General features: G+C 65.9%; 9 protein-coding genes and 2 pseudogenes. 6 read left to right on the top strand and 5 right to left on the bottom strand.

Annotation, left to right across the window (positions count from 1 at the left end):
• Positions 1 to 291: 291 nt before the first annotated feature.
• Positions 292 to 732, top strand: coding sequence for a hypothetical protein (locus ACWC2T_RS44690; protein ID WP_450676028.1), 441 nt, complete (start codon positions 292 to 294; stop codon positions 730 to 732).
• A gap of 220 nt (positions 733 to 952) precedes the next feature.
• On the opposite strand, the gene ACWC2T_RS44695 is transcribed toward ACWC2T_RS44690, so the two are convergent.
• From ACWC2T_RS44695 to ACWC2T_RS44705, 3 genes are all read right to left on the bottom strand, one after another.
• Complete coding sequence (locus tag ACWC2T_RS44695) at positions 953 to 1,810, bottom strand: alpha/beta fold hydrolase (protein WP_450676029.1); 858 nt, start codon at positions 1,808 to 1,810, stop codon at positions 953 to 955.
• Positions 1,811 to 2,379: 569 nt separating this feature from the next.
• Positions 2,380 to 3,447, bottom strand: coding sequence for an IS630 family transposase (locus ACWC2T_RS44700; RefSeq protein ID WP_450676030.1), 1,068 nt, complete (start codon positions 3,445 to 3,447; stop codon positions 2,380 to 2,382).
• Between the two features lie 77 nt (positions 3,448 to 3,524).
• Positions 3,525 to 4,130 (bottom strand): TetR/AcrR family transcriptional regulator, encoded by a 606-nt coding sequence (locus tag ACWC2T_RS44705; RefSeq protein ID WP_450676031.1) that lies wholly within the window; start codon positions 4,128 to 4,130, stop codon positions 3,525 to 3,527.
• A 244-nt stretch (positions 4,131 to 4,374) separates the two neighbouring features.
• Here ACWC2T_RS44705 and ACWC2T_RS44710 point away from each other — a divergent pair, with 244 nt between their 5' ends.
• A complete protein-coding gene (locus ACWC2T_RS44710) occupies positions 4,375 to 5,505 on the top strand; it encodes an FAD-dependent oxidoreductase (protein ID WP_450676032.1) in 1,131 nt (376 codons plus the stop codon).
• Positions 5,506 to 5,746: 241 nt separating this feature from the next.
• Here ACWC2T_RS44710 and ACWC2T_RS44715 read toward each other — a convergent pair.
• Positions 5,747 to 6,804: pseudogene (locus tag ACWC2T_RS44715) on the bottom strand (IS630 family transposase); the annotation flags it as partial.
• Positions 6,805 to 6,909: 105 nt separating this feature from the next.
• Here ACWC2T_RS44715 and ACWC2T_RS44720 point away from each other — a divergent pair.
• Positions 6,910 to 8,180, top strand: a pseudogene (locus ACWC2T_RS44720) (IS701 family transposase).
• 73 nt (positions 8,181 to 8,253) lie between these two features.
• Here ACWC2T_RS44720 and ACWC2T_RS44725 read toward each other — a convergent pair.
• Positions 8,254 to 8,664, bottom strand: coding sequence for a phage tail protein (locus tag ACWC2T_RS44725; protein ID WP_450676036.1), 411 nt, complete (start codon positions 8,662 to 8,664; stop codon positions 8,254 to 8,256).
• A gap of 540 nt (positions 8,665 to 9,204) precedes the next feature.
• On the opposite strand from ACWC2T_RS44725, the gene ACWC2T_RS44730 reads away from it, so the two are divergent.
• The 3 genes from ACWC2T_RS44730 to ACWC2T_RS44740 are packed head-to-tail and all read left to right on the top strand — an operon-like array spanning position 9,205 to position 12,363.
• Positions 9,205 to 10,347 carry a formylglycine-generating enzyme family protein gene (locus ACWC2T_RS44730; protein ID WP_450676033.1) on the top strand — a complete coding sequence of 381 codons (1,143 nt, stop codon included), beginning with the start codon at positions 9,205 to 9,207 and terminating at the stop codon, positions 10,345 to 10,347.
• A gap of 38 nt (positions 10,348 to 10,385) precedes the next feature.
• Positions 10,386 to 11,648, top strand: coding sequence for an MFS transporter (locus tag ACWC2T_RS44735; RefSeq protein WP_450676034.1), 1,263 nt, complete (start codon positions 10,386 to 10,388; stop codon positions 11,646 to 11,648).
• Entirely contained in the window at positions 11,623 to 12,363 is a 741-nt protein-coding gene (locus ACWC2T_RS44740; protein WP_450676035.1) for a class I SAM-dependent methyltransferase, read from the top strand. The genes ACWC2T_RS44735 and ACWC2T_RS44740 overlap by 26 nt, the downstream gene beginning before the upstream one ends.
• Positions 12,364 to 12,552: the final 189 nt, after the last annotated feature.

The following is a 12,552-nucleotide window of genomic DNA, read 5'->3' on the forward strand; positions in this document are numbered from 1 at the left end:
AGCACGAAAGACTGCGACACAGGGCCTCCTGGTGCTGCTCGGTTGGGATCGCAACCCCGAGCTACCAGGAGGCCCTGCCGTTATGCGCCGAGCACCGAGGTGTCACCCGAACAGGAACCGTGTTCGACTGATCAAGCCCATCGAGCGGTAAGCGGAAGCCGTCTCAGTATCTCGCTGGCCGCCGCCGCAGCTACCCAAGGACACTCACGTTCGACCGACACCCCGCAAGATCGGATTGAAAACAGCGACTTACGAATGATTGAACGCGCCCAGGAAGGAAGGTAAGGAACCGTGCGCGTCCTGCGGATTTCCCCCGACACCGCCGTCACGGAACTCGACCTGGCCGAGACCGATGTGCACTCCGCGATCCAAGTCCACATCGGATCGGCCGACGCGGTTGATCAAGGCGTGTACCACCGACGGGCCCTCCTGCACGTCCACGGGGGCGGATGCGGGATGGGGCTCGCGCAGAACATCACGGCATGGGCTCTGGCGAGCGCGTGGCGAGGCATCGCCTTGTACCCGATCCACGGGCCGGTCATCGTCACCGGGCGTGCTCAGGACGGGGGAGTCGTCGGCCTCGCCGACGACCTGGCCCAGCACGCGCACGCGGTTGCGCAGACCGTACGGGAAACACTGGGGGAGTGGCGCAGCCGGCCGCCCGCGTCCAACGAGGCAGCCCTGAGCGAACTGCTCGCCTACGCGGCCCGAGACGTTGCCCCCAGCCAGTAGCGCGCACCGCGCGGCCCTTGCGCACCCGCGGCTACAGGGCCTTGCGTTGTAGGTTCCCCTTGATCGTTAGCACTGGGCCCTGCGGAAACGCCGGAATCCGGGTGCCGTGAGCACTGGTCGCGTCGGTTCATCGTGAGCAATCCGGTCCCTGGTGGTCGGCGAGGGCGGTTACTTTCCGTTGTGCCACCTGGTTTCGTCCGCGGGACTTCGGCAGCTGGGGTTATGACGACGGGGCGGTCGTGTCTCCCAGGAACGCAGCGGTTGTCTTCACGAACCCGTCGGCGTCGTCGAGCCACGGGTAGTGTCCGGCCCTGGGCTGAACGACGAGTTCGGCGTTCGGGAAGAGGTCCGCGAACTCGGCCATGGTGTGGGGAGGGGCTCCCAGGTCGGCTTCCCCGGCCAGGAGAAGGACCGGCGCGGTGAGCTGGGCGAGTGCGGTGCGGGTGGTGTCCGGGGCGAAAGCGCCTTCAGCGCCGAAGGCGGCAACGATCTCCGGGGTCATCCGCTCGTCCCCGGCGGCCTCATGCACCTGAGCCGCTTCGTCCCAGCGGCCGTAGGAGAACGGTGCGATGGCCTTCCAGCTGTCGGCGGTGGCCTGGCCCGCCACGATCGCCTCCAGGGCCGCGAACGCTTCCGGGTACCACGGTTCGTCCCGGCGAAGTTGTGCGGTCTCCAGCCGGAGGCTTCCCGCGATCGTGAGGCCGACGGCCCTGACGCTTGGCGTGATCAGCGCCAGCCTGCTGACGTTTTCCGGGTGGCGGCTCACGTAGAGCGCGGCCAGGCTGGCGCCGGCGCAGTGCGCGAGCAGGTCCATCTGGGCGAGGCCGAGGTGCTCGCGCAGGGCCTCGACGTCGTCGACGAGCCGGTCGCAGCGGCAGGAGGCAATGTCCTGCGGTGTCGCGGACTGGCCGGTGCCGCGGAGGTCCAGCCTGATCAACTGCCGGTGGGCGGAGAGACCGCCGAGGTCGCCGAGGTATGCGGAATCCGTCGGGCCTCCGGGTAGACAGACCACCGGAGGGCCATCTCCGAACACGTGGTAGGCGAGCTTGGTCCCGTCGTGCGCCGAGAAGGTAGGCATGGTCGAGACCATGTCAGCGGCGTTCGAGAGGAGGCAACTGGGTTTCTCAGCCTGCTTGTTGTCGAGAAGGTCAAGCACTGCCCCGGCTTCGGCGAGGAACACCTTGCCCTGGTCCGTGGCGGTGAGTGGGCGGGACCTTTCGATGATGGTGAATCCTGACCACGTGCCCGCCCGTCGTCGCCGACGAGTACTTACCCGAGTGGTGGGTCATCCCGTGTACCGACCGGACATCCCGCCACGGCACCGACTCCGCGAAGTCCGCCAACCGCAACTGCCCTACCGGGGGGATGGCCGAGGTAAGCCCAAAAGGGGCCACGGGATGATCTTGAAGCTCTGACGGCTTGCTTCGGGGTCTCGGCCCCGAGGGCGTTCACGCGGTTCGCGTACTCGCGGCGGGCCTTGCGCTGGGCCGGGATCACGGCGGCCCCCGGGGAGCCGTCGAGGGGCCGGTAGATGTCGAGGAGTGGCGGGGGCGGCCGGTGTGCGGCGGTGCTTACACGGCGTCCAGCTCGAAGCTCTCCACGACTAGTGCCGCTCCGCGCAAGTCCGTGGAGGGGCGTGGGGGCTGATCAGGTGGCCTTGAGCGGGGTGCCGTCGTAGGCCCACTTGTATGGCTTCGCGGTTTCGTTGCAGCCGATGACGTAGGTATCCAGTTTGTCGATGAGGTCGTCGCGGCTGGAGAAGTCGCCGTGGCGCAGGACTCTGCGGGTCATGGCGGAGAAGTACAGCTCGATTTGGTTCAACCAGGAGGCGTGCGGCGGGGTCCAGTGCACGGTCCAGCGGGGGTGCGCGGCCAGCCACTTCTTGGTGTGTTTGGCGGTGTGGGAGGAGCCGTTGTCCAGGACCACGTGAATGTCCTGGCCTGGGGCGATGGCCGCGTCGAGCTGGTCGAGGAAGGCAGTGAAGGTCACCGCATCATTGCGGGCGATGACCTCGGTGAGGACCTCGCCGGTGCGCACGTCCAGGGCGGCGACCAGGGATGCAGTGCCGTGGCGGCGGTACTCGAACTCCTCGCGGGCGGGCTCGCCGGGCCGGGCGGGGCGGCCAGGGTGCCGCCGGGAGCGAGCGGCGATCGCGGTCTTCTCGTCGATGGACAGGACCACGGCGCCGGGGGGCGGGTTGCGGTAAAGGGCGCACACGTCCGCGGCACGTTCCCAGAAGTCCGGGGTGTCGCGGCGGGTGAGCCAGCCGCGGACCCGGTGCGGCTTGAGGTCCAAGTCCGCCAGGATCCGGCCGACTTGGGAGGCGGAGATGGCGGCGAAGACAGTGCCGGCGACCTGGGCGGCGATCGTGCGGTGCGACCAGGTCGCCTCCGGGTGCGGGGGCGCGCTGGTGGCCGCCGCCACGATCGCCACCCGCACGTCGGGGCCGTAGGTCTTGGGACGTCCCGAGCGGTCGGCGTCCTTGAGCCCGTCCGGCCCCTGGAGTGCGAATCGGCCACGCCACTTGCGGACCGTGTTCACGGCGACCGTCAGCTCCCGCGCGATGGCAGCATTGCTCAAGCCCTCGGCGGCGGCCAGTATGATCCGAGCCCGGAGAACTTGTCTCACCTGCGCTTTTGCCGAGGCAGCCACCCTTGTCAGGCGCTCGCGCACCGCCTCGTCCAGTTCCACCGCCACCGCGTCCACGCCCGGCACCTCGCCCGTCCGCCCCGACCAGAGGCCCTCATGAACCGATGATCACTGTGCTGCCCGGTGGGGCGCGGCGGCGTGGCTCATCGGCCAGGGGCGAGGGCGTGCCAGCCGCTCTCGAGGAGGTCGAAGGCGCGGGTGATGGCCTGACGGGGATCGTCGTGCCCGCGGGCGGCACGGGGGGCTTCGAGGGCGAAGTGGGCCAGAGCGGTGCAGACGGGATCTTCTGCGGGCAGGCCGCTCTCCTCCGCGATGACCTGGGCCAGGGCGACGGTGTGGCGCAGCCACATGCCCTGGCGGTAGTCCCGCAGTGCCGGAGTACCGTTCACCAGGTCGACGAAGGCCGTGAAGCGGGCATCGCTGTCCGCGGCGGCCACGCGGTAGCGCAGCGCGTGCTCGCGCAGAGCCGCGGGGATCGACTGGCCCTCAGGGCGTTCTCGTACGGCAGCGAGCAGCCGGGCCTCCTGGTCGGCGTCCTCGTCGAAGACCAGGGCCTCCTTGACCGGGAAGTGCTTGAACAACGTGGTGGTGGACACGTCGGCGGCATCCGCGATCTCGCGGATGCCGACGTCGTCGTATCCGCGCTCCAGGAACAGGCGCAGGGCGGCATCGGCGATGGCCTGGCGGGTGGCAGCCTTCTTGCGCTCACGACGCCCCATCGGCGCGGGCGCGGGGCCGGTCTCGGTCATATCCACGAGCCTACCTACCCAGGTTGCACAACTCCAAAAGTTGAGTCGTTGCACTTAATGAGTTGGTGTGCTCTTCTGGGGTAACGGTTGCGGGGCACTGCCCGGCCGCCCTTCTTCGCTCCCCATGTCCGAAAGGATTGATCAGCCATGTCCGCGCCTGCATCCCCCGCTCCCCCCGCCAGCACGGCCAACTGACCCCCCGGCACACGGCACCACAGTGCCGTGCGACGAACGGAGCAGCACCATGAACACCACTCCCACCCCCCGCATCGCGATCATCGGCGCCGGTCCCGGCGGACTGACCTGCGCCCGCATCCTCCAGCGGCACGGCATCACCGCCACCGTCTACGACCACGAAACCGGTCCCGACACCCGCAACCAGGGCGGCACCCTCGACCTGCACGAGGACAACGGCCAGATCGCCCTGCGCGAAGCCGGACTGCTGGAGGAATTCTTCCAACTGTCCCGCCCCGAAGGGCAGGAGATGCGCCAGATGGACCCGGCCGGCACTACCCTCTTCCACCACACCCCCGAAGAGGGCGAACGCTTCAAGCCGGAGATCGACCGCGGCCAGCTGCGCGACCTCCTCCTCAACTCGCTTCAGCCCGGCACCGTGCGCTGGAGCCACACCATCCAGGCCGTGGACGGCCCCACGGAGGGACCCCGGCAACTTCACTTCACCGACGGCACCACCATCGAAGCCGACCTCGTCATCGGGGCCGACGGCGCCTGGTCCAAGGTCCGCCGCGCAGTCTCACAGGCCACCCCCCAGTACAGCGGCGTCAGCTTCCTCGAAGCCTGGTTCCACGACGTCGAAGACCAGCACCCCCGCATAGCCGAACTCGTCGGCCAGGGCGGCGCCGCAGCAGCCGACGGCGACCGCGGCCTGTTCGCCCAGCGCAACAGCGGCGACCACATCCGCGTCTACATCATCCAGCGCGTCCCCGCAGACTGGATCCCCGCCCACGGTCTGACCACCCAGGACACCGACGGCATCCGCGCACTCCTCCTGGAGCGTTACCGCGACTGGTCACCCCGCCTGCGGCGCCTGATCACCGACAACGACGGCCTCTACGTCGACCGCCCCATCTACGCCCTGCCCGTCCCCCACACCTGGGAGCACAACTCCACCATCACCCTGCTCGGCGACGCCGCCCACCTCATGCCCCCGCTCGGCGTCGGCGTCAACCTCGCCATGCTCGACGCCTGCGAACTCGCCCTCGCCATCGCGAACAACAACATCGACGACGCCATCCACGCCTACGAGCAGACCATGCTGCCCCGCTCCAACCAGATGCAAAAGCTCCTCGACCACGGCGCCGAGGAGCTGCTGTCCACCGAACTGCCCGACTTCGCCACCGACGAAGCCCACTGACCACCGCAGCGTCACTCGGCGCTGAGGGCTCCTTCGATGTCCACCATTTCGGTGGCGGGTAGACGTAGCGAACGATCGTCGTAGTCACCCACCCGATGCCGAAGCCGCCGAAGACGAGCAGCAGCCTGCGCAGTGCCGACTCCCCACGCGATGCCGCTGTCAGATCCTCCACGGACTTGTGCGGAGCGGCACTAGTAGGACTCCGTTTCTGATCTCTTCGGGTTGTTGTCGGCGGCGGGGTGAGTGTGAGTCCGGTGCCGGTGAGGCAGCCGTCGATCAGGTCGGGGCGGAGTTGGATGTGGCGCAGACCTCTGCGGAGGGTGCGTTCGAGGTGCTCGTCGTCAGTGAAGGCGGTGTTGGCCAGCGGGCCGCGCCGTAACAGCGACCAGATGCCCTCGACCGGGTTCACATCCGGTGCGTAGGAGGGCAGTTGCATGATGGTGAGCCAGTCGTGTGCGGCGGCGTACTCGCGCATCCCGGCGGCCCGGTGGGTGTTGAGATTGTCCCAGATCAGCACGATGGGAGCCTGGAGCTGGATGTGGGCACGCACGACCAGGTCGCGGTAATCGCTCCAGGCGAAGGTGTCGCGTCCTTTGCCCCGGTGCTTGCGGTGGCGGCGCGGCCGGTAGATCAGCCGGGATGTCTCACCGGGCTTGTAACAGCACTTCGCCGCGATCGACCAGCGGCGCCAGGACCGGCCCCGCACCCGCACGACTGGCGTGTGTCCACGCCGGCCCCAGGTGCGGGCGCGCGGTGGTGTCATCGAGAACCCGGCCTCGTCCTCGAAGACGATGTACGCCCCCAGCGCCGCCGCAGTCATTCCGCCTGCGGCCACACATCCTTCTTCCACAAGCCCACGGCGGCTTCGGTGCGTTCGAGGGCCCGGCGGGCGGGACACTGCCAGGACCAGCCGTGCCGGTGCAGCAGCCGCCACACCGCCGCCGAGGAGCAGTCCAGCCTGAACTGCCTGGCGATCAGCACTCTGATCCGGGCCAGGGTCCACCGTTGGTCCTCCCAGCCGTGCACGGCCGGCCCCGCCGCCAACTCCTGCTCCAGCTCGGCGAACTGCTCGTCGGACAGCTTGGGCAGTTTCGGCGGCCCGGCAGAGGCGAGCGCGTCCATCCCGCCCTCCCGCCAGGCACGACGCCAGCGTTCCACCGACCGCTCACTGACCCGCAGGTCCTTCGCGATCACTGCGGTTCTCTCACCGCGAGTGAACCGCTCACCGGCCTCGTACCGGATCCGCTCGCGAAATTGCCGCCGCTCCGCGGTCAGCCCACCACCCTGCGCATACCGCATACCACCGGCCTACCGCAGGGATCACCACGCGTCACCACCCCCGACAACAACCCGAAGAACTCAGTAGGTCTGTCTGCCTGCAATGTTGAGGGGCATGAGGACTGTGTGGACGCACATGAAGTCAATCGTGTTCGGGCGAAGTTGGCGTTATTCGTGGCGGACGTGTTCGCCTCGATACCGCGCAAGGACCAGCGGGCCAAGGGCGACTGCTATTTGCGGGGACTGATGATGGACGGCCGCCGCAATTCCATCCAGGCCATGGCCTCGCGGCTGCCGGACGGCAACGAGCAGAACCTGCAGCAGTTCGTGAACCAGTCCACGTGGGATCCGGTGCCGGTACGCCGGCGGATCGCCAAGCGGCTGGTGCCGCAGATCGGCGCGGACGCCTGGGCGGTCGATGACGTGTCGTTCCCCAAGGACGGCAGGATGTCGGTCGGGGTTGCTCCCCAGTACTGCGGTGCGCTGGGCAAGCAGGCCAATTGCCAGGTCGCGGTCAGTGTCCACGCGGTCTCCGACACGGCCTCGTGCCCGCTGAACTGGCGGCTGTTCCTGCCCAAGGAGTGGGCCGATGACGCCGTCCGGCGACGGCAGACCGGCGTCCCCAAGGACGTCGGACACCGGGAGAAGTGGCGTCTGGCACTGGACGCCCTGGACGAACTGGCCACCTGGCAGCTGGTGCCGCCGCTCGTGGTGGCGGACGCCGGCTACGGCCAGAACGCGGACTTCCGCGCAGCGCTGGTCGAGCGGGAGATCCGTTATGTCGTCGGCATCCGCGGCGATCTGACCGTCCAGCCGCATGACGCGGTGCCCGCCGCCCCGGCCTGGTCCGGCAACGGCCGGTGCCCCGCTACCGCCGGCCGCCGGTGCCGGTGGCGGAACTGGCTGCGGCCGCCGGACGGGACGCCTTCAGCGAGGTGACCTGGCGGGAAGGCTCCCGCTCCCCGATGACCTCCCACTTCCTCACGGTGCAGGTCCGGCCGGCTGGTGTGCGTCCGCGTCGCCTGGCTCAGGCAGCCGCGGTGGCCGAGCACGGCCGGTGGGACGGCGTCCTACCCGAGGTGTGGTTGCTGGCCGAATGGCCCGACGGCGAGGACAAGCCGACCCGCCTGTGGCTGTCCGACCTGCCCGACGACATCCCGATCCCGGAGCTGGTCCGCCTGGCGAAGATCCGCTGGCGCATCGAGCACGACTACCGAGAACTCAAGCACGGCCTGGGCCTGGACCACTTCGAAGGCCGCTCCTGGCCGGGCTGGCACCACCACGCCACCCTGGTCACCGCCGCCCACGCCTTCCTCACCGAACAGCGGCTGAGCCCAAAAGCCGACACACCGGACTCACCCTCTACCAGACCCTCGACACCCTTCAGGACCTGCTGAACTGCTGGACCGGCATCTGCACCACCTGCCACCGACCTCTGCCCGGCAGGACCACGCCAAGATCAAGACAGACCTAACGGAGTCCTACTAGCACCAGTTCCTCGATGGCAACCTCGGTGGAGGTTGCGCTGAGTGAGGGTGCCGAGTACTGCTTGGGCCAGGCGTTGGTGAACTTCCACCGCAGCGCTGGCTTGCCGGCCTCGTCGTTGAGCGTGATGCGGCAGACCGTGCATCTGGCTCTTGCTCGCGCGCGAGGGAGAGCGCCAGCGAGGCACGGACTGGGCCACGCTTCGGGCTTAGCAAGAAGCGGCTTGCAGTCGGCGACGACACAGGTCCCCTGATGGGCCGAGCGAGATAGGCGCCACGGTTCACCTACCGCAGTCCGCGACATGTCGTGTATCGCACTGCCGCGCCATCTCAGCTGCGCCCGGCCGGCCACTCGTTCGTCGCCGCGGCGCCGCTGCGGCAGCGACGGAAAGGGCATAAAGCGACATTCCAAGTGGCGGCTATCAGCACTTCGTTGAACCGTCAAGAGGCACCTTCGCGTCAATCACCAAGACCCCTCTTTCGCTCTCTCGTCTCTCTTTTTAGGATCATGGGAAATGGTTAGAGGGGAGGTGGTTTCATATGTCGTACGGGTCCAAGTGGGAAAAGGCCCAGTCCGGTCGCGCCCTGAAGAAGAGCCTGCCGGACGCAGGGAAGTGGTAAAGACAAGAAGTTAGAGGGGCGCGCGTCTAAAGTCGCGCGCCCCTCCACATCTGCGACAGGAGCAGCTGTCTTGAGTCGCCTTTCCGACATTCAGAAGATCGACGAATCAGCCCTGAGGCCGGCGCTCAGCCACGCGGAAGTACGCAACCAGGTACACGACTACGTGGCTGCTATCGCATCGGCTCAGTCAGCAGATGCCTCTGACTTGGCTCCGGTGGGAGCCATGCACCCGTGGCCGTGGGTTCGTGTCGCCGTCCTCAGGCGTCTGGCGCACGTTGCGCCGACGCATGAAGCGACGCGTAAGTTGGCGCGCTGGTTGACCCATGACTATGACGACTTCGTCGCTTTTGAAGCCCTCCAGGTCGCGGGAGTCATCGGGGACGAAGAAGCCCTGGGGGATCTGATTCTCATCGTCGGTGAGGCCAGCAAAAGGATTACACATCACAGTGGTAAGCCCGTAGGAATCGGCCACGCCGTGGCGCTGGAGGCAATCCAGTCCATAGTGTCCCGCGAAAGCCAGTCGCCTAGGCGACTGGAAGAGCTAGAAATGGAGATCTTCCCCGAAGGTCGTCAGGAGCCGGACTCCGTGCCAAAAATCTACGAGGCAGGTATCCGGACCAGCAGCCACGCCCGCCATGATCACGACAACATGGCACTTGTGCCAGCGGGACGGGTGACCATGGGGGTTCCTCCAGTTTGGAAGGCCCGGGACCTTCTCTTCGACTGGAAAGACGACCCCACTACATCAGTTCATGTCGAGGCTTTCCACATCGACCGGCTCCCAGTGACCGTAGCCGAGTACGACGCCTTCTCCTCAAGCGAAGCAGCCATCACTCACGAGTTCTGTCATCCGAGCGAGGCTGCCGGGAAAATCCACTGGCGAAACACGCTGACGGACGACCGCGTAGCTCCGGATCACCCAGTGACTGGCGTGGACTGGTTTGACGCCTACGCGTACGCACGGTGGGCTGGCAAGCGACTCCCCCTGGAGTCTGAGTGGCAGCGAGCCGCCCAAGGACCCGACGGCACTCCGTTTCCTTGGGGCGATCACTTCGACCCGGCAGCTGCGCACTGCGTGGATCACCTCGACGGGACTCTCGGCTGGGAAACCATCGGGCAGTGGCGCAAGTACCTGCTGAGCTTGTTGGACGGTCCTACACCGGTAACCACCGTGCCGGTGGCTCTCCGAGGAGCCTCCCCATTCGGCGTATACGACATGAGCGGAAATGCATGGGAATGGACCGCCTCAGCGTCCTCCGGAAGGCCAGCGGATCCCGGCGACGGGTCCCGGGACGCAGTCGACGTCATCTATGATCCAACGTCATACGCCGTGATCAAGGGTGGCGCCTGGACCTCCCTTCCGGAACAGGTTTCGGCATCATTCAGGGGGAGGGACCTTCTCTTCGACCGGCATTTTGAAATCGGCTTTCGCTGCGTCTGCGACTGCACTGCGCGCTGATAGGGTGAACCACTTTGGGCCAGCAAGCAACAACTAGAGTGGCCGCGAATCAGCAAGGTTCGGGTTACCGAGCAGCTCTGGCCAACAGGAAGATTAGACGTCTCATACTAGGATATCTTCCGTACGCCTTGGCCGCGTCCATGGACGAGATCGCCATCGTGTGGATCGCCTCTCAACTGGCTCCTTCGAGTAAGTCGCTCGCGATCTCGGCCGTCACGATCGTCTACCTGGCCCCTGGCGTGGTGCTGAGTCTCATTTTCAGCCACCGGCTGTCTAAGGTTACTCCGGACCGGCTCACGCTCATCAACAGTGTGAACAAGTGCTTTTTCCTCACACTGTCCGGTGTTTTCTATATCGGAGACCTGCTGTCGTTCCCGCTTTTCCTAGTATTTCTGTCTTTCGCAAGTCTTTCCGGGGCTTTCGGGCGGGCCTCTTGGCAGTCAGCCATTCGGAATTCCGCCGACGAGAAACACCGGTTCGCAGCGAACTCTCTGTTCTCGACGGTCACCCAGGTCAGCGTCATCGCCGGGCCGGCTGTCGGCGGAACGCTTATTGCAACCATCGGCGCTGGCCCCGTTGTCATCTTGGACGGTCTGTCTTACCTGAGCGTGCTCAGCGCTGTGCTCTCGGTCAGCAAGGGGAGCGTTACGTCGGCAGCTGCGGCTTCTCTGCAGGATGAAGCAGTCCCGGAAGCCGAGGAACATATGGGTGCACGAACACGCGCGTGGATCCTTGTAGCAATGACAGGGGTGTTTTACGCACTGTATGGCCCGATGGTCGTGCAGCTCCCGCTCAAGCTCATCGAGGACTTCCAGATGAGTGGCACTGAGGCGGCACGGAGCCTCGGCTATGCCTGGTCGGCAGTGGGTGTAGGGTCGGCCTTCACTGCACTGATAGTCGGCACGAGGCAAAGTCTGGCGCGGCATGGTTGGGCGGCGTTCATTATCTTCGGCTGGGGAGCAGCCACTGTCATCGTCGGACTAGCACCTAATCTGCCAGTCGTCATTGCGGGCCTTCTGCTTGGCGGTCTCGTTTTCGCCCCCTACACCTCGGTTGTGCAAACGATCCTCCAGACAACACTGAGCCGGCGCAGCTTCAGCACAGTCAATATCTACTACTCAGCGGTACTCAACGGCGCCCAGCCAGTCGGTATCGCTGCCGCAGGCGCGCTGGGTGTGGTCCTAGGCCCCACCCCTATCCTCGTCGGCACCGGTGTCCTCCTCATCGCTGCGGCCCTGACGGCAGCGGCTCTCACCTCGCGAAAAGGAGCGAAGCTTGTCGCAGCCAAAGCAGACCACTGAAGAATTCGACGCATGGGTGAGGATCCGCTCAATGTGGACACCGGCCGACGACGCTGAATTCTATAAGTCGCTCGTAGAAAAATATGGCAGACCTGCCGTGGACCTCGGCATCGGTGACGGTCGGGTGGCTTCCGCAAGCCTTCCGGACATAGGCGTGGACATCTCCCCGGAGTCCCTACGCCGCTGCGCGGAAGCACTGACGGGTAAGGTGGAGCTACTTCAGTCGGACCTTGCCGATTACACGCTCAGGGAACCGGCTCGGCTTTCGTATTCTTCGCTTAACACCTTCAACCACATCCTTGATTCAGAACATCGAGTTCGCGTCTTTCGTAATGCGCTGCGCAACACGCAGGTCGGGGGATTCCTTGTTTTCGATGCAGCGAATACGAGCCGGGAAAGTCTCCTGAAGTACGATAGGATTCCCGTCGAACAGAAGCGCACTGCTGATTTCGTCTTATATCTCAACGAAACAGTCCTAGACGCCGAGCGCCTTTTGACCGCATACCATGGCGTGCTGGAGTACCTCGATAACGGGTCGATGGTCAGCAGATTCCACCTTCCGCCGCTGCACCGCGTTTACATTCCTCCACACCAGTTCGCTATCGAGTTGAGCCGGGCTGGTTGGAAGATTGAAGATCTCTATGGTGACTTCGACTTCTCCCCATACAGGAGTACGAGCCAGAGGCAGGTTTGGGTAGCATCTAAGAACGGCTGAACGCGTGCAGGATAACGCTCGGCGTGCCTCAGCAGGAGCATTCGCAGCATGCTCCTGCGGGCGCTAAGACAGCGTGCGTCGCAGCGTTTGGACCCATTGAGCTCTTTCAGAGCGGCCACCGGATGGGTGACGAGGCCGGCGCCCGCAACGCACGAGGCTCCCGTTCCGTTGAGAGAGGTGTTCGACGTC

This window comes from Streptomyces sp. NPDC001393 (genome assembly GCF_053597455.1).